Origin of the sequence: Sulfurimonas sp. HSL3-7 (assembly GCF_039645985.1) — a bacterium.
GTDB classification, from domain to species: Bacteria; Campylobacterota; Campylobacteria; order Campylobacterales; family Sulfurimonadaceae; genus Sulfonitrofixus; species Sulfonitrofixus jiaomeiensis.
The window spans coordinates 1,031,093-1,047,557 of sequence record NZ_CP147919.1 but is presented as its reverse complement, the minus strand read 5'-3'; the positions used below and the strand labels follow the sequence as shown (position 1 = coordinate 1,047,557).

19 protein-coding genes and 1 pseudogene are annotated in these 16,465 nt (G+C 39.2%); 19 read left to right on the top strand and 1 reads right to left on the bottom strand.

The window, feature by feature from the left end; all coding sequences use genetic code 11:
- Positions 1–70: 70 nt before the first annotated feature.
- Both WCY20_RS05325 and ftsY read left to right on the top strand, forming a co-directional pair.
- Complete coding sequence (locus WCY20_RS05325) at positions 71–622, top strand: TlpA disulfide reductase family protein (RefSeq protein WP_345977585.1); 552 nt, start codon at positions 71–73, stop codon at positions 620–622.
- Positions 622–1,485, top strand: a pseudogene (ftsY, locus tag WCY20_RS05320) (signal recognition particle-docking protein FtsY); the annotation flags it as partial. The gene WCY20_RS05325 and the pseudogene ftsY, both read left to right, overlap by 1 nt.
- 304 nt (positions 1,486–1,789) lie before the next feature.
- Here the strand turns inward: ftsY and WCY20_RS05315 are convergent.
- Positions 1,790–2,752, bottom strand: coding sequence for an integron integrase (locus WCY20_RS05315; protein WP_345977584.1), 963 nt, complete (start codon positions 2,750–2,752; stop codon positions 1,790–1,792).
- Positions 2,753–3,021: 269 nt separating this feature from the next.
- On the opposite strand from WCY20_RS05315, the gene WCY20_RS05310 reads away from it, so the two are divergent.
- The 17 genes from WCY20_RS05310 to WCY20_RS05230 all read left to right on the top strand — a co-directional run bounded on the left by WCY20_RS05310 (position 3,022) and on the right by WCY20_RS05230 (position 16,419).
- Positions 3,022–3,360 (top strand): hypothetical protein, encoded by a 339-nt coding sequence (locus WCY20_RS05310; RefSeq protein ID WP_345977582.1) that lies wholly within the window; start codon positions 3,022–3,024, stop codon positions 3,358–3,360.
- 140 nt (positions 3,361–3,500) lie between these two features.
- A complete protein-coding gene (locus WCY20_RS05305; protein WP_345977580.1) occupies positions 3,501–3,803 on the top strand; it encodes a hypothetical protein in 303 nt (100 codons plus the stop codon).
- Positions 3,804–3,900: 97 nt separating this feature from the next.
- Entirely contained in the window at positions 3,901–4,353 is a 453-nt protein-coding gene (locus WCY20_RS05300) for a hypothetical protein (RefSeq protein ID WP_345977579.1), read from the top strand.
- Positions 4,354–4,389: 36 nt separating this feature from the next.
- A complete protein-coding gene (locus WCY20_RS05295) occupies positions 4,390–4,818 on the top strand; it encodes a hypothetical protein (RefSeq protein ID WP_345977577.1) in 429 nt (142 codons plus the stop codon).
- A gap of 89 nt (positions 4,819–4,907) precedes the next feature.
- Positions 4,908–5,303 (top strand): VOC family protein, encoded by a 396-nt coding sequence (locus tag WCY20_RS05290; protein ID WP_345977576.1) that lies wholly within the window; start codon positions 4,908–4,910, stop codon positions 5,301–5,303.
- A 111-nt stretch (positions 5,304–5,414) separates the two neighbouring features.
- Entirely contained in the window at positions 5,415–5,687 is a 273-nt protein-coding gene (locus WCY20_RS05285) for a hypothetical protein (protein ID WP_345977574.1), read from the top strand.
- Positions 5,688–5,758: 71 nt separating this feature from the next.
- The gene (locus WCY20_RS05280; RefSeq protein ID WP_345977572.1) at positions 5,759–6,127 is read left to right on the top strand and encodes a hypothetical protein; all 369 of its coding nucleotides are present in this window, start codon (positions 5,759–5,761) and stop codon (positions 6,125–6,127) included.
- Positions 6,128–6,227: 100 nt separating this feature from the next.
- Positions 6,228–6,968: a class I SAM-dependent methyltransferase gene (locus WCY20_RS05275; RefSeq protein WP_345977570.1), complete on the top strand. Its 741-nt coding sequence runs from the start codon at positions 6,228–6,230 to the stop codon at positions 6,966–6,968.
- A 118-nt stretch (positions 6,969–7,086) separates the two neighbouring features.
- Complete coding sequence (locus WCY20_RS05270) at positions 7,087–8,340, top strand: hypothetical protein (RefSeq protein ID WP_345977569.1); 1,254 nt, start codon at positions 7,087–7,089, stop codon at positions 8,338–8,340.
- 22 nt (positions 8,341–8,362) lie between these two features.
- Positions 8,363–9,088, top strand: a complete 726-nt coding sequence (locus tag WCY20_RS05265) for a hypothetical protein (RefSeq protein WP_345977567.1) — start codon at positions 8,363–8,365, stop codon at positions 9,086–9,088.
- A 95-nt stretch (positions 9,089–9,183) separates the two neighbouring features.
- Positions 9,184–9,963 (top strand): DUF6602 domain-containing protein, encoded by a 780-nt coding sequence (locus tag WCY20_RS05260; RefSeq protein WP_345977566.1) that lies wholly within the window; start codon positions 9,184–9,186, stop codon positions 9,961–9,963.
- Between the two features lie 95 nt (positions 9,964–10,058).
- Positions 10,059–10,472 (top strand): hypothetical protein, encoded by a 414-nt coding sequence (locus tag WCY20_RS05255; RefSeq protein ID WP_345977564.1) that lies wholly within the window; start codon positions 10,059–10,061, stop codon positions 10,470–10,472.
- An 83-nt stretch (positions 10,473–10,555) separates the two neighbouring features.
- Positions 10,556–11,704 (top strand): hypothetical protein, encoded by a 1,149-nt coding sequence (locus tag WCY20_RS05250; RefSeq protein WP_345977562.1) that lies wholly within the window; start codon positions 10,556–10,558, stop codon positions 11,702–11,704.
- Between the two features lie 547 nt (positions 11,705–12,251).
- Positions 12,252–13,586, top strand: coding sequence for a hypothetical protein (locus WCY20_RS05245; protein ID WP_345977561.1), 1,335 nt, complete (start codon positions 12,252–12,254; stop codon positions 13,584–13,586).
- Positions 13,587–13,705: 119 nt separating this feature from the next.
- A complete protein-coding gene (locus tag WCY20_RS05240; RefSeq protein ID WP_345977560.1) occupies positions 13,706–14,401 on the top strand; it encodes a hypothetical protein in 696 nt (231 codons plus the stop codon).
- A gap of 85 nt (positions 14,402–14,486) precedes the next feature.
- Positions 14,487–15,140: a hypothetical protein gene (locus WCY20_RS05235; RefSeq protein ID WP_345977559.1), complete on the top strand. Its 654-nt coding sequence runs from the start codon at positions 14,487–14,489 to the stop codon at positions 15,138–15,140.
- A 103-nt stretch (positions 15,141–15,243) separates the two neighbouring features.
- The gene (locus WCY20_RS05230; RefSeq protein WP_345977558.1) at positions 15,244–16,419 is read left to right on the top strand and encodes an alpha/beta hydrolase; all 1,176 of its coding nucleotides are present in this window, start codon (positions 15,244–15,246) and stop codon (positions 16,417–16,419) included.
- The last annotated feature ends 46 nt before the right edge of the window (positions 16,420–16,465 follow it).

Below are 16,465 nucleotides of genomic sequence, written 5' to 3'. Positions count from 1 at the left end.
ACGATAATTTTATCTAAAGGGCACCCAGTATCCCCTAAGGATGTGTTATGTGCTCACAAAAAGGCTTTCGATGTTTAAAAAGACACTTATTTCACTCTCTATTGCACTACCCCTGCTCTTTTTGGGATGCAGCAGTAACTCCGACGAAGAAGAGAGCATGGTGGCTTCAAGCACCTTTCATCTTGTCGATACGAACGGTGTCGACTATAACGTCACCAAAGAGGGTCTGAACTTTTACGTCAAAGGCCATGACGGCAAAGTCGTCATGTTCGACATCTTTGCCACCTGGTGCCCGCCGTGCCGTGCCGAAGCACCCAACCTCAGCCACCTGCAAAAAAAATACAATGAAGAGTTTCTCATCTTGGGCGTGACGATCGAAGACGGCATTGCCAATGCCGATCTGGATGCCTTCAAAGAGAAATACGGCGCCGAGTATGCCATTGTCAACTCCAAGGACAATGAAAAACTCTACCGTGCCATCGCCTCAGCGACCAAAGCGGGCCAGCGTTTTCCTATCCCGTTTATGGTGATGTACAAAGACGGTCAGTACATCACCCATTATGTCGGCCAGACGCCCGAAGAGATGATCGAGAGCGACATCAAAAAGGCGTTGGGTAAATAATGTTTAGTTTTTTCAAAAAGGGTCTGGCCAAGACTACCGAAGCGATGAAGGTCGTCGCCCCCAAAAAACGGGTGCGCATTCCGAAAGAGGAGCTCGAAGAGATCCTGCTCGAAGCCGACGTCGAATACGATCTTATTGAGATCATCCTCCGTGAACTCTACCAGGACGAGGTCACCAAAGAGCAGCTCGAATCAAAACTGCTGGCGACGATGGCGTGGGCGAACTATGAAGAGCCCGAATTCACAAAACCCTTTGTCGAACTGATCATCGGTGTCAACGGCGCCGGCAAGACGACCACCATCGCCAAACTGGCCAAGCAGTGCAAAGACCGGGGAGAGCGCGTTATGCTGGGCGCTGCCGACACCTTTCGTGCAGCGGCCATCGAACAGCTGACCCGCTGGGCGGACAAACTCGATGTCCCCATTGTCTCATCACGCCAGGGGCATGATCCGTCAGCCGTCTGCTACGACGCCATCGAGTCCGCCAAAGCCAAAGGCTTTGACCGTGTCATCATCGACACGGCCGGCCGCCTCCACACGCAGACCAACCTGGCCAACGAACTTAAAAAGATCGTCCGCATCAGCGACAAGGCCCATCCGGGAGCACCGCACCGCAAGATTCTGGTGCTCGATGGTACGCAGGGCAACTCCGCCATCGCCCAGGCCAAAGCCTTTAACGAGATGATCGACATCGACGGCATCATCATCACAAAACTCGACGGTACCGCCAAGGGTGGTTCGATCTTCTCTATCGCCCACGCCATGCGCATCCCCATCTTGTATGTGGGCGTCGGCGAACAGCCCGAAGACCTGGTCAAGTTCGACAAATACGCCTTTATCGACAACTTCCTCGATCCGCTTTTTACCATCGACGAAGAGAGCGAAACAACGGCTGCCAAAGGTTCGGGTTCACTGATCGAGCTCTCCAACCTCACCAATGAGCAGCGCCAAAAGCTCAACGCCCTTCTGAATGAAGACGGTTACGAAGTCCTCTCCAGACACTTCGTACGTGAAAAAAGCAGCTGGAACGAGTACAAACTGATCGCGAATGAAGAGACCTACGCTATGGAGATCGTCGACCGCAACGACAAGGTGATCAAAGCCTACAAAGCCGACCTGCTTCTCTAAACTACTTTATGAGGCTCTGCCTCGTCCCTGCTCCCTGCAACTACATATCCAGCGGACTGGCCACCCTGCCTTTGTTCATCTCCGCCACAATATGCGTATAGATCATTGTCGTTTCAACGCTTTTGTGCCCAAGCAGCTCCTGTATGGAACGCAGGTCTATGCCTGCCTGCAACAGATGCGTCGCGTAGGAGTGTCGGAAGATGTGCGATGTCACACGTTTATGTATATTGGCTTTTTGCGCTGCGACCTTGATGGCCCGTCCCAATGTTTGCGCATGAAGATGATGACGGCGAGCGACACCGCTTCTGGGATCGTTGGCTATATTACGGGCGGGAAACAGATATTGCCATTTTGTCTCGTACTTTGCTTTTGGAAACTTCTTTTCCAGTGCATGCGGCAGATAGACCGATCCATACCCTGCTTCACTGTCACCTCTGTGCAGTTGCTCTACTTTTTCAACTTGCCGTTTCAACCGCTCTTTCAGCTTTTGTGGCAGGGGCAGTGTTCTGTCTGTCATTGACTTGGAATTAAAGACATATATCTTGTCAAAACCGAAATCGATGTCTTTTACACGGAGGTTTAATGCTTCCTGCATTCTCAGCCCACAACCATACATCAATGAGACCATCAGCTCATATATACCGTTTAGATTTGCCAGGATCAATGCGACTTCTTCTTTGGTCAAAACAGCAGGGATATGTTTGCGTTCCTGCGCCCGAAGCGCTTGAATATTCTGACTTTTCATGTCAACACCAAGCACCTCTCCATACAAAAACACAATGGCATAAAAGGCTTGATTCTGTGTCGTAGGCGAAACTTTTCTATTGACTGCAAGATGTGTTAAAAACTGCTCTATCTCACTTTTCCCCATCTCTATAGGATGGCGTTTGTTATGAAAAAAGATGTACTGCTTTATCCAGCCTACATAACTCTGTTCCGTTTTCATACTGTAGTGTTTCAGTCTGATCTTATCGCGTGTAATGTCAAGTAGCTTTTTCTTCATAATCACTCTCCTGAATGTCACCTAAGTCCTAAATCTGAACTTAGTACTGCAAAAGTGTTCAACTAAGTCCATTTTCATTACTTAGTACACTTCATCTAAGAGCTAATGTACGCCTTTTTAGACTGAAAAGCATACAAATATGACATTCTGTAACAAAATAACAGTTTTTTACAATATTTCATAAGTTTTACTAAGTTCGTATTTAAGCATTAGTTGTATAAAATGTGCACCAATAAATAGTTATACTGCATATAGAAGGAGACAAACTAATGCAATTAGAAACATATCCGGTAGAAGAGAATCAATTAACTGAGTTTAAAGCACGAATCTCACAGGGGGAGTCACTTAAAATAGAATATCTAAGTGACACTTTGAGCTCGAGTGGAGTTACAGGCTGTGATAAAAACAGGTGTATACAACTACGTAATGGGCTAATCGATCAATTAAGAAAAACAACAGAGGAAAGATACGGAAAAGAAAATACTCTACATGCAGGGTGTACACAAATGTACTGGCAAGTTTCTAAATGGCAAGATGATTGGCCGGATAGAAGAAGACATTGTGAATCAAGAGTGTCGTTGACTGTTTATGCAGTTGCAAAGATTTAAATACTCAACACTTTCTCAACTTCAATCAGTAAAATCATTTAAATTTTGGTAAGTATAACAATACTCTGGAGACCAATCAAAAACCCGCAGGCGGCTTTTTTATTGCTCATTTTAAACGTTAAACATAAAGGAAAAAGATCATGCCAAAACTTGCGCAATACAAAGAACGTCTGCTAAATGAGTTTGAACAAAGAACAGATGAATGGACTTATGGTCATTTTGAAAATAGGCTTAGTGAAATTAGGAAAAATACCAGTTATCACGATGCAAAAGGAATTATTTCAACTGCACACGCACTAGGAAAATGGCCTAATACAGTGAGAAGATATATTCTTACAAATTATCGTAGTTTCGGCAATGTCAGTTCTGAACTGAGCAACGTCTTAAATGATGTGTATTCCACATTATCGCCTCAAGACAAAAAATATTGGGGAATAGAATAAGTTTTAGGTGTTTAACAAATCACGGCACTACCAATAAGAAACCTGCGAGCAGGTTTCTTATTGGTGCGTTCAAACGTTATACACAAGAAGGAAGCTAATGGAGTTTTTCGCATTTATTGGAGCGATAGTAGTAGCGTATGTGTTTTATAAAATCTATGAAGGTTTTAAAATCACTTCGGAGTTAAAATCAGTAGTAGGAACATTAGTTGATATTAAATTTAGAGATTTACGAAAAAATCAAGTTGAATATGAGCTTGGTTCTAACAAGGCGAGCTATGAAGTTGCTGAAGATGGAACTCTATATTTTCAGATTCCAAAAGCAAAAGACTGGGTATTTGTCTATGACAAGTTTGGATTCCATGTCACCGCCATTCCTAGAATGGATACAAAATATGAAGGTATTGAAATTAGATTAAACAGATATGACAAAAAACCTTCCGAACAAACAATAGAAGCAAAAGTTGATTTTATTAGAAATAAATATGTAGCGATTTTCATGGCAAAACTTCCCTTTTATGGTGTAAGAGAAGTTCCATATTTTCAGTCTTAATAAAATGTATCAAATTAAAGGTAGAAATCTTCAATTATGGAAATCTTTAAAGAGTTAATTGCAATATGGGGTGCAGGGCTTTCCACCCTGTTGGCCTTGATTAAAATATGGGAACTTTGGTCTTCAAGACGTCGTATCGAAGTAAGTTATAACTTTGTAGGACTACCTGAAATTGGAAACGACATAATCATCAGGAACCTCTCCGATAAGCCAATGACCGTAACTTACTGGGAATTATTGTTTTGTGAAAAAAAAGCTTTTAAATGGGTGCCTTATAGAAATGAAAATCCAGCAGACGGTACTAGTGATATTTACATTGCTGGACATTCAAGCATAAAATTAAATTTTAGTGGCCCTAAGTACTTTGCATGGGGACATAAAGCACTTGGTGGTAAACGCTTGTATTTAAATTTATATATTGCAGGTAAACGTAAACCTGTAAAAAAATTAGTATACGAAGGTTAATTGTGTATAACAAACCAAAGGAGACCAATCAAAAACCCGCGGGCGGCTTTTTGATTGCTCATTTTAAACGTTAGGCGAAGGAGAGAATCATGTCCAAGCATGGAGAATTCAACTGGAATGAACTTCAAACGCACCATGTAGATAAAGTTATTCGTTTCTATCATGAAACCATTGGATGGGAGTTCCGCGCGGAGAGAATGCCATCGGGAGGTACTTATTGGATTGGCTTATCAGCTGAGAAACCTGTTTGTGGCGTGCTCGAGCTAGAAGGTACTGATGACTCTCGTGATACTGACCGCTGGGTGACGTACGTGCACATTGACGACCTAGATAAAGCGATTAGTCGAATTGAAAGTTTGGGAGGCCAAGTACTTAAAGCACCCTGGGTGGTCCCCGGTGTTGGTCGTGTCGTTTGGATTCGCGATCCTGGCGGTGCGGAGATTGGCTGGGTAACACCGGAAACTCGGATTGAGAATACCCAATGATGGGTTGCGTTACAATTCACCTAACAAACAAAAGGAGACCAATCAAAAACCCGCGAGCGGCTTTTTGATTGCTCATTTTAAACGTTATGTATACAAATGGAGATAAAATAAATGAACACCGATGAACTAGCTAACCTTTGGAAATCTATCGAAGAAGTTATAAATGCACCCACAAAAAAAGAAGCACAACCTTTAGTAAGTCGTTTAAAGTTTCAAGCTTCCCAAATTAAAGCCCATATTAATGATCCGTATTTAAAAAACAAACTAGATGAAGTAATAATATACGCAGAAGAAGCTTCAGGAAGAGTAATGAACAAATTAGAGGCAGAGTCTTATGTTCAACAATCTTGGTACACATTTGAAAGTGGTGTTAAAAACACATAACAAGTACGAGGAGACCAATAATTTACCCTAGCAGGAAAATTATTGCTCACGACAACCGTTAGAGGAACATAATGAACTTACGTAAAGAGATAGAAAAACTTATCTATTGGTATATGCCAGCATATATTTTTACTGTTACAATTGGTATGGCATTTGCAACATATGCAAGAAATATTGAAGACCCTACTTGGATAGTTTCATATGTTGCTATTCCAATTGGAATATTAGCTAAGAATATTGATAATATTGTTATTGCCATTTGGCTATACTCTTTAGCCAAACAGTTAAATCAAAAAAATATTCTATGGGCATTATTTGGTCTTGTAGCCCACATATTTGCTGTTGTTCTTTTTATAGCCTTGTATGTATACGAAAAGGTATATTCTACTGAAGATGAAGAGATAAAAGAAAAAAGAAAATTGTTTATATGGTCAAAATAAATGATATACCTAAATAGACCTCTAACAAGTACGAGGAGCGCAATATGAATCCTAAACGGCTTCATATTGCTCACGACAAACGTTAGGCAGAAAGGAACAAATGAGCGAAAACGATATGTACGAAGACTTTGCCGACCGCTATGATTGGATGAATATTCATGATCCGGCCCGAGAAGTGTTCTTTAAAACACTCTTTAAAAAGAACAACGTCTCCGATGTACTTGACTGTGCATGTGGAACTGGCAAAGACCTCATCATGTTTCATTCGCTTGGCTATAGCGTTATTGGTTCGGATTTATCCAATGCAATGCTTAGAAAAGCTCATGAAAATTTGAAAGAGGCTAGTCTGGATTTACCTCTGATCAACAGTGACTTTCGAGAACTTGAGAAACACTTCAAAACACAGTTTGACGCTGTCGTATGTCTCACTAATTCTATTAACGAAGTTCTTGACGAGTCAGAGGTTCGTCGCGCACTTGAAAGCATGAAAGCTATACTGCGTCCGGGTGGTATTCTTGTATTTGATCAAGGACAGTCCGACGCAACAATGAAGAATCCACCGAGATACGATCCTGTCATCAATAATCGGGATTTCTCTCGTTTATTCGTATTGGAATACTCAGCTAACGTAATGCAGGTCAAAATTTTCGATTTTGTTCACACTGAAGATAAATGTGAATTTAACCATACTACCGTAAATGTTGCAATTCGCCTGAAAGATGACTGGGACAGGATTCTTTCCGATGTGGGATTTTCAGATATCCACTATCTTGGAGACCTCGACTTCGCACCATACGACAAAAATACAAGTCGACGACTGATAGTTGTCGCCCATAAGTAAAGAACAGAAGTTGCCCAACAAACTAAAGGAGACTAATCAAAAACCCGCGAGCGGCTTTTTGATTGCTCATTTCAAATGTTAGCATTACAATCCACTTGACAAGAAAAGATGAAAAAATATGGCACTCACATTCGACTCAACACTTACAAATGCAAAAGGTATAGGCAAAATCATTCTCTTTAAGGGATTAAGCCATCCAATGGTTCTCACTCCTTCTATATTAGGGGAACCTGTTTTTACAGCTCAACCCTTTTACTTTCTAAACGAAATGGACTGTGTGATGAAAATTCGTTTTGAAAATCCTCGTGATGACATGCCTGAATTTCAAACTACTGAAGAGCTCAATGATTTCATCGAAAATTTAATCGATAATTATCTATTTGAATATTCTAAGCAGTATCCAGAATCAAAAATAACCAGTAAAATCACGAACTACTCATATTGGAAAAACGATCTCAATGAACCATATTTTTTCTGTGATCGAATGAATGTTAGGTATTTAGCATTAGACACTTTAAACGATTCATCCATCATCAGTTGTCGAGATTCAGAATCAGGCATGGGCTTTGATGATTGGTTTTTATTAAAAAACTACAAAGAATGGAGCTTCGAAGAATATATTAGCGACCTCAAAAAGCTATTTACAAAAACAGTGGAAGTTGAAGTTGAAGACCACCGTGCACTAGGAACTGGAAAGTTCAGCTTACCCTTGGTCGAAGCTAACCCAACTGTTCTGACGTTCCATCAGGCTCAGATGTTCGACGTAGTAAGCACAAGAGATTTTAATGAAGATCAAAATTATTATGCTGTTAATAGAGGAATAACAAGTAAAGATAATTTTCGAGTAGAACAAGAAGTTATTGAAGCCACGAAGTACCATGATAAAGAACTCTTGGCATACTTCTTCTCAGCATTACGTGATAAATCTCCGATAACGCAGTTTAGAAATCTCTATAATGTTTTAGAATTCTTTTTTGAAGATGCCCCCCAAAAAATTGGAGTTAATGCTAAATTTGAACGTGAGATGATTAAGGCTGTCTTTGCTTGGTCAATTGATGATTCCGAACTTCTGTCATTTCTCACCAGTCTATCACCTAGCATCTTGGGTGCGCTTACATCTGAACAAATTACGACCAGCGGCATTACGATTGAGGGAATCGATTTAAATTCTACAGACATCAGTACAGAAGTTTCAAATAGAGTCTATGAAATAAGAAATGCTTGCATGCACTCTAAAAAAACCAGAAAAGGTAGCTTAACACCAAGATTTGTCCCCACATCAAAAGAAGAAGAAATTTTAAGACATGAATTTTGGTTAATGCATTGGCTAGCTGTCAAAGTAATAGAAAAAGATACAGCAGAAAGAAGCTAACAAATAAGACTGGAAGTGAAAAATGACGAAATTGATCTTAAACATTATTCAAATGCTCATAGGAATTTATTGGGCAGGAGAAGTAGCACGACAAAATAAAAAAGTTGATGATTTTGTTGCACAATTAGAAAAAGGTTATCAATCATTTAATCAAAATCTGCAAGAGACTACTATATCCAATGGATTAATAGTGTTACGTAAATTTTATGGATGGTTTGCCTTTGTATCTTTAGTGATGATTTTTTCTATGGGGGCCCTGTCTATACGAAATCCTGAACTTGCTTATATATTTTCACTTTTTCTGATCGGGAGTTGCTTGAGTTGGTTTTCAATTAAATGGGTTACTGAGCATAAAAAAACGATTTCTGAAATAGGGCCCCAAGCAGCTTTATTTGTATTTAGTCCATTACTTATGGGTGCATTTGATTTTATTTTTGGCACATCATTTATTCCTATTTTGACTAAGTCTTTAGCTAATACTTCGCTCCCATTCGGATACGAAATCACACAAGATATGAATCCAATTGTATTTAGCTTTATGGTCACTTTGCTTTTCGTATCAGTATTCGCCATTTATTATTTAATCACTTGGATGCTTACTACTGCTATCGCATTTGCATCAACAGTAGTTATAGCTATTCCAGTTTTGCTAGCACGATTAATCCATATTGTCTGGCCAAAAAAAGCATTCTTTGGTTTTACGGTATTAATCTTTGCTATTGTGACTATATGGCAACAATTGCTATAAATGCTAACAAACCAAAGGAGACCAATCAAAAACCCGCGGGCGGCTTTTTGATTGCTCATTTTAGACGTTAGACACATTATGTAAAAGGAACAAAGTTGCCATTCGATCCATTAAGATTCCAAGAATCTATAAACAAAGAATTTGAACTGATTAAAGATCGGGTTGACAACCTAATAGATATAGATGCAAATCACCATGGAGAAAATGGTGCATACAAAGAGGCAATTTTAAGAAAAATCATAAAAAGGTTTTTGCCAAAAAACATATCAATCGGTACAGGTTTTATTGTTACGGAAACTGGCCAGAATACTTATTCTCGGACTACACAAATTGACATTATCTTGTATGACAATAACTATCCACTTCTATTTAACGAAGGTGATTTCATAATAACCACTCCAAAAAATGTCAAAGCAATAATTGAAGTTAAAACTACGATCAGAAATAGTGAATTAAACGACTACATAGTTAAATCAAAAAACAATATGAATCTAATCGGGAATCCGAATATATTTAATGGCATTTTCTCGTATAACTATAATGAAAACATTTTGGTTCACAATGATGCAGTAAGCCTTCCAATCAAAAGGGCGTTAGAGAACAGCAACGGTAAAATAAATCACATTTCATTAGGCAGTAATATTTTCATCAAATACTGGGATGAAAACCACCCTCTGGATGATAATCATAATTGCACTAGCAATAAATTTTTCAATATATATCAGCTCAATGATTTGTCATTTTCATACTTTATATCGAATCTAATTGATTATGTGGTTGATGAAGACACAACAGAAAGAGACTGGTTTATGTTTCCTATTTTAAGTGAAAATGGAAAAGAAGATCATGGTATTGGCTATTGTTGCATTGAGTAAAATGTCTAACAAAGCAAAGGAGACCAATCAAAAACCCGCGGGCGGCTTTTTGATTGCTCATTTTAAACGTTATCAATGAAGGAGTACCAAGTATTATGAAGCTCAATAAAAAGTTGACCTCTTTAATTCTCTTTCTATTCCTGGCATCCAATGCCATTACATACAAGCTGACATATGATTATGCAAGTATGAAAGCATTGATACCGCAAGTGAAATTAGATGCCTACAACTTGATAGCATATGACCACAATGACACTAATTTTTTAGATCTTTCTATGACAGGAGACAATATAGATGGCATTCTCCATGATGCAGGCAAGACAGGACAAACTGATAAATATAAATCCTTATGCATCGTTTTTGATAAAGAACTTTTTGAAATAATAGAAAAATATCATGAAATAAACGAAAAGAGGTATGGTCCAATTGATGAATCACTCAAAAGTGTGCCTATAAATATTGACAAAGGCATTGTCAACATGAAAAAATTGTGCAATGTACAAGATTGATAACAAATCAGAGGAGACCAATCAAAAACCCGCAGGCGGCTTTTTGATTGCTCATTTCAAACGTTAGCAATTAAAGGTAATATATGAATGATACGGAAAACTATAAACTCTTGGTCGAAAGCATTTTCGGGCAAGGTACGTGCACTTTCGATATTACAGACAACTCAACAAATAAAGTAATTGGTGCTTTAAATAGTTCAAACTTCACCCCTTTTACAAGTTCTTTTACAGAACGATTAAAAAGGCTAAATACCCTTTATTCGTCACATAAAAACTTCCAAGATTTACTAAATACCATTAATCAAGTTGCTGATCAAAAGAATTGGGAAGGCGCATATGCTGAACTCGTAGCATATGATTTTCTTAATTCAGATACTAATTTAATGAGTGAACCAATAGATCTTGAGACAACAGTTCCAGCATCAGATACAGTCGCCCAAAACCTTGGATATCAACATGCAAATTTTGACGGTAAATATCAAGACTTCAACATTTACTTTGATGTAAAGATATTATCAGATAAAACAGACCAAATTTTATCAGGCATATTCAAAGAGGTTCAACAAAAGTTGGGGCGTACTGATTTTTTAATTTCACCAGAATACCCTTTGGATCTAGACTATGAAGTTTTCGAACAGAATAGAAAAAAGCTTCTCGAAGAATTACTAACTAAACTTGACAATCAACAAGAGCCAGTATTTATTAAGAGCATGATAGTCTCTGATCTTAAATATGCAATCATATGGCGAACTGGAATGTCAAAGACAGAAAGTACGTATAATCCCTATTTACATGCAAAGAACCATTATAAATTACTTTTTAAACACGCTAAAAAGTTTTCAAGAGTTAATCCAAGTCTTATTGTCTTTGTTGTTTTTCCATGGTTTAGTGAGAGGGCTTTGAATTCAAACTTGGACAGTTCAAATGAAAAATTTTATCGATCTTTTGCTCGGCGTTTTTTTTGTGACTACTCCTCAAAATCAACAAAAGCACAAGTGATTTATAAAAAATATTCTGGTCAAGAATCTATTTTTGACATTACAAAGCAATTATCAGGGGTTTTATTTTTAGAAGACCAATCAATCACCTCTTCTGAACCAAAAGATCAAAATATTAAAGCTTTCGCTTATTTGAATCCAAATGCTAATCATAAAATTGGCAGAGGTTTTTATTTTGATTATTTAAACAATCTCGAGTTTTTTATTGATGACTTTGAATTTGACAACTACTAATGATCGCAACAATGCTAACAACCCAAAGGAGACCAATCAAAAACCCGCGAGCGGCTTTTTGATTGCTCATTTTAAACGTTAGGCCTCCCCATTGGACAATCCAACTCCTTAATAAACACATCATATAAATTAGACTATAACGATTTCTAGCGACTATCCTAACTTCACATCACCTGTAAAATATAACATTATATTATAAGGTCATATTAACAATACAATTATTATTATGTTTATATATGTTATTCAAGTTAAACAACATATTACTCCAAAATGAGAAACCTGTATGTTGAAGTGAACTCAGCAGTGGTTTTTCGCAAGTTAAAAACCGATTGTCGAAGGTGAATAGGTGGCATATAGCCTCTTAAATAACTGCACGTCTAAAAAGTCAAAAATGGGTACACAAAGAGCGCAGTTAGTTGGAGGTTGGTCCCGGGCCCGCGCTGACGGTGCTAACAAATCTGCGGAGCCAATCAAAAACCCGCGGGCGGCTTTTTGATTGCTCATTTTAAACGTTATGTAGATATCAAAACAGAAAAGGAAATTAAAGATGATAAAACATAAATTTAAGACAAACACCATAAAAGTAATTGGTACCTATAAGCATGAGACTTTTAAAATAATTGCTATCGCCGAATCTGATTTGCTCCCTCAAATCTCATTGCCTTCTAATGCAAAAAAAATTACGGTTGAAGCCGTTCCAGACACTTCAGGTGATACCGCCACAGCGATATTACACCTCAGCACATATACAAAGTGGAGTATTTATATTGCAAAAACTGGGATCGACAGTGTTAGTGATTATAAAAAAGAAGTTGATGTTTTTAGGCTATTCACAGGATATTTAAAATCAGCAAGTTATACGATTGATCTTCGTGAACCAGTACAGATCACAGTGTTATCTAAATATTGGGTGTTTGATCAACCTACATTTGTTGATAATGAAATTGTTCCCGCAAGATTTAGTGTAAAAATAAATAAAACAAAAATGATACCGAATTCATTGTTTGGCTTCTTCAAGTCTAGTTCTTGGCCTGAAAATAATAACCTAGAAAATAAAACCGATGAAGGTTATATTGAAAGAAATCATAATGGTGATGAACCATTTATATTCCATCTTCTTAAAGCAGAGGAATGCATTGTTAATGTCATATCCGATAATGAGTTTTTACCTGGAATGCCGCAGAGAGCAGCAGATAAGAAATTGATCGATAATTTTCATAATAAAATCATCTTGTTCGATTTAAAAGAACCTACTACGGAAGTTACATTTGCATTTTCTAACCATGACGATATACCTACTCCAGCAAGATTAATAAGGCTAAAAAACAATTCACTTTATTCTGGATTGATGAATCAAGAATTCACTTCTGCATTAAATACAAATGGGCAACATGTTTTTATACGAAGGTTCGAAAGGATATCAGGCTGGTCTTTATCTGCTGTCCAAGATAAACCTGCACCATGCTCTTCGTTGAGTGGACAGAGTTTTCCTCTATTAACTACAAACTCAGTGAATTGCCCTATAAAGTTCCCACCAATTCCAGATAGTATTGTTATTACAGTAAATGTAGGAGTATATCCCATGGGAGAGCAAGTACCATCGCCACCAATAATTACTATTAATATTCTTAAGGGCTTATCAGAAACTGATTTTTTTGATTTACCTGAGCATTTTATAACAATTAATACCGTTTTGAATGATGATGGGAATTATATAGGAACCGCTGATTTACAAGTTCAAGGAGGGTACTGGTGGTTAATAACTGGCCAATATATCAATCACCCGTACAATCCTGCGTCTTGTTGGTTTCAGAGACATACATCTCAATATCCAGTTAACTTAAATTATGAAATTAATTTACAATATCCATTTGGAGGTTAACTAGTGTCTGGACTAGTAGCCTTATATGCTTTTGGATACGAGACGAACATAACAAATCATTAAACCGGATCGGCGCAAAAAACGCGCCGTCAAGTTAACTCAGACGTTAGGCATCAGTCATGAAAATTATTACCCCCAAATCACCAAACGGAAATTTAATTAATGTGTCGCCCATCCGACGTGAAGACCTTGCCAAGGTGTTAATGCGCTGCCTACCCGACGGCTACCGAATCGAGATGCTGTTCAAGACGCAAGAGGTTATCGGGTTCGGTGCGTGGGACGGTGACAAATGCATCGCCCAGTTGCATTGTTACCGTTTGATCCTTCCCCATGGGTCCACCGATCTCTGGCCGGCCTGGAACCGCCCTTCCTTTGTAGACGGTCTGCTTGATGGCCGCCTGGGTATCTCCGGTCCGGTTTGGTGCCATGCCTGTTTTCACGTTGGTCGTTCTATCGAGAGTTTTGCACATTCCGACGACCCGGATTCGCGCTATTTCAGTCGGGGAATCGGTACTGCTCTGGCCCAGGCGTCTGTTCAATGGGCGAAAGAGCATGACTACGAAGCCGTGATCGCCCCCGGAACTCTTGATGGTCTTTTTTCATTCTCTGTAATGGCAGGAGGGCTGCCGTGGACGACATATAGGAAACTCGGTTTCACGGATGAAACGTTTGAAATTGACGACGACCTGCCGAATTGGGCCAAAGGCAACATCCCGTCTGAGATCAAGAAAGAAGTCGAAGCTGCATTGGCTGCGGGGAGATCAAAAAAAGAATTACATAGTAAAATGATGGTGCTGAGGCTGAAAAATGCCTAACAACTCAAAGGAGACCAATCAAAAACCTGTAGGCTGTTTTTTGATTGCTCATTTTAAACGTTAACGCGAAAGGAGAAGCAGACTGATGTTTGTTGGACACTACGCAGCATGTCTTGCTCTGAAAAAAGTCGAGAAGAAAGCATCACTCGGGATGTTGTTTCTAGCAGTTCAGTTCATCGACATTCTTTTCTTTCCGCTCGTACTTCTGGGGATAGAAAGAATAAATATTATCGAGAATTTCACTCCGTCGACTCACTTTGAGCTGGAGTACATGCCCTATACGCACAGCCTGCTTGCATCCTTCTTGTTAGCGGGGTTCATCTATGTTATCTATCGCATCGTTCCTCCGAGAAACAGGTCCATCGCACTGGTAATGGGAATTGCCGTACTGTCGCATTGGTTTCTAGACCTGATCGTTCATACCCCGGATCTGCCGCTTTGGAACGATGACTCCACCAAACTGGGATTTGGTTTATGGAACAATGCGATTGCAACATACGCACTTGAAGCGGCACTCCTGGGCGGGGGGCTGTGGCTCTACCTGAGCGCTACGACAGCGACATCCTCCATTGGGAAATACGGCATGAGTGTCTTTGTAATCATCCTGCTCCTAGTCAATGCCGTAAATATATTTGGGCCACCTTTTGGAGAAAGTAAAACATCCCTGGCAATATCGGCGCTTGTTATGTACTTCCTTCTTGCGGGTGTGGCCCATTGGCTTGACGGAAAACGTTCTTGATTAAGGTGGAAGAAACCAACCAATAAGTGGAGACCAATCACAAACCCGCGGGCGGCTTTTTGATTGCACATTGTAAACGTTAGCTATTGAAGGGAAACATGACATGCAGAAGTTCTATGTAAATATTTATAAAGCAACAGTATTGCTCTTGGTTTTGGCCATCTATGGGTGCAGCACAAGATATGAGCCGGCTCAAACAACGGAATTGGACGGTGATGGTTGGATAGCAAAAGACAGTTTTTATGAAAAGACTGTGCATTTTGGAACAACAAGACCTGATAAATGTCAGAAATATCTGGGCCATGCAGAAGGTCAAGGCCGTCTCGCTGATTACACTGAATGCGCGAAAGATCCTTTACGATTAAATACTGGAAATAGTGAAAGCGCACAAGTCATTAAATATGGCAGAGCCAAAGTCAAGATACCCTATATTAAAAAAGTTGGCGGGACATCCGGAATGTCTCTGTCTTCGTTAGACTATGACATTGGTTGGGAGAAGTTTATTTCTGAGTTAACCGAAAGAGATTTATTAATATTCATACATGGCTTCAATACCTCTTTTTCGAATGCTGCAATTCGTTGCGCTCAACTCGCTCACGATACAAATTTTAATGGGGAGGCCATATTCTATAGTTGGCCTTCCAAAGAAAATCCTGCAACGTATTCAAAGGACAAAGATCGCGCGAGAGAAAATTTCGTATTTTTCGCCAATTTCCTGCAAGACATAGCCGGCAAAACAGATAAGAAAATACACATTGTCGCCCATAGTATGGGCACATATATATTAATGAATTCATTGGCGATACTGGATGATCGCATGTCGAAAGACGACCATATTCTTTCTTTTAGAAGAAGTCGAAATAACGGAAAAATATTTGCACAAATTATTCTTGCAGCACCCGACATTGCCAAAGACGACTACTATCAGAGCTTTTCGAAACACAATTTTCAAAATATGGCAGAAAATATAACTTTATACTCTGCCGCGAATGACCACGTCCTAGATTCGTCACAAATAGTCAACTACTTTATAGAAGGTACTGCCCAAGCTCGCCTAGGGGACTCATCGAAAGAGTTTTTTGTTATTGATGGAATGGATACGGTAGATACAAGGCAGGAAATATCCCATCAATTTTTTGGCCACTCATTTTATGCAAATTATCGAAGCCTTGTATCAGACATGCATCTTTCATTAAGATATGGGGCGCCGCCAAACTCCCGAATGCTTCAAGAAGTCATAGACAAAAAAGGCAACCACCTTTGGTTTATTCGCGATTGACGTGAGCGATGGCTAACAAGCCCATCCTGCCGACGCCAAAATACGG

Excerpts from the sequence above, each read along its gene's own strand:
- WCY20_RS05265 (WP_345977567.1), top strand. The coding sequence starts at position 8,363 with ATGACGAAATTGATCTTAAACATTATTCAAATGCTCATAGGAATTTAT.
- WCY20_RS05325 (WP_345977585.1), top strand. The coding sequence starts at position 71 with ATGTTTAAAAAGACACTTATTTCACTCTCTATTGCACTACCCCTGCTC.
- WCY20_RS05235 (WP_345977559.1), top strand. The coding sequence starts at position 14,487 with ATGTTTGTTGGACACTACGCAGCATGTCTTGCTCTGAAAAAAGTCGAG.
- WCY20_RS05280 (WP_345977572.1), top strand. The coding sequence starts at position 5,759 with ATGAACTTACGTAAAGAGATAGAAAAACTTATCTATTGGTATATGCCA.
- WCY20_RS05285 (WP_345977574.1), top strand. The coding sequence starts at position 5,415 with ATGAACACCGATGAACTAGCTAACCTTTGGAAATCTATCGAAGAAGTT.
- WCY20_RS05305 (WP_345977580.1), top strand. The coding sequence starts at position 3,501 with ATGCCAAAACTTGCGCAATACAAAGAACGTCTGCTAAATGAGTTTGAA.
- WCY20_RS05240 (WP_345977560.1), top strand. The coding sequence starts at position 13,706 with ATGAAAATTATTACCCCCAAATCACCAAACGGAAATTTAATTAATGTG.
- WCY20_RS05315 (WP_345977584.1), bottom strand. The coding sequence starts at position 2,752 with ATGAAGAAAAAGCTACTTGACATTACACGCGATAAGATCAGACTGAAA.
- WCY20_RS05275 (WP_345977570.1), top strand. The coding sequence starts at position 6,228 with ATGAGCGAAAACGATATGTACGAAGACTTTGCCGACCGCTATGATTGG.
- WCY20_RS05230 (WP_345977558.1), top strand. The coding sequence starts at position 15,244 with ATGCAGAAGTTCTATGTAAATATTTATAAAGCAACAGTATTGCTCTTG.
- WCY20_RS05290 (WP_345977576.1), top strand. The coding sequence starts at position 4,908 with ATGTCCAAGCATGGAGAATTCAACTGGAATGAACTTCAAACGCACCAT.
- WCY20_RS05270 (WP_345977569.1), top strand. The coding sequence starts at position 7,087 with ATGGCACTCACATTCGACTCAACACTTACAAATGCAAAAGGTATAGGC.
- WCY20_RS05250 (WP_345977562.1), top strand. The coding sequence starts at position 10,556 with ATGAATGATACGGAAAACTATAAACTCTTGGTCGAAAGCATTTTCGGG.
- WCY20_RS05295 (WP_345977577.1), top strand. The coding sequence starts at position 4,390 with ATGGAAATCTTTAAAGAGTTAATTGCAATATGGGGTGCAGGGCTTTCC.
- WCY20_RS05245 (WP_345977561.1), top strand. The coding sequence starts at position 12,252 with ATGATAAAACATAAATTTAAGACAAACACCATAAAAGTAATTGGTACC.
- WCY20_RS05310 (WP_345977582.1), top strand. The coding sequence starts at position 3,022 with ATGCAATTAGAAACATATCCGGTAGAAGAGAATCAATTAACTGAGTTT.
- WCY20_RS05255 (WP_345977564.1), top strand. The coding sequence starts at position 10,059 with ATGAAGCTCAATAAAAAGTTGACCTCTTTAATTCTCTTTCTATTCCTG.
- WCY20_RS05300 (WP_345977579.1), top strand. The coding sequence starts at position 3,901 with ATGGAGTTTTTCGCATTTATTGGAGCGATAGTAGTAGCGTATGTGTTT.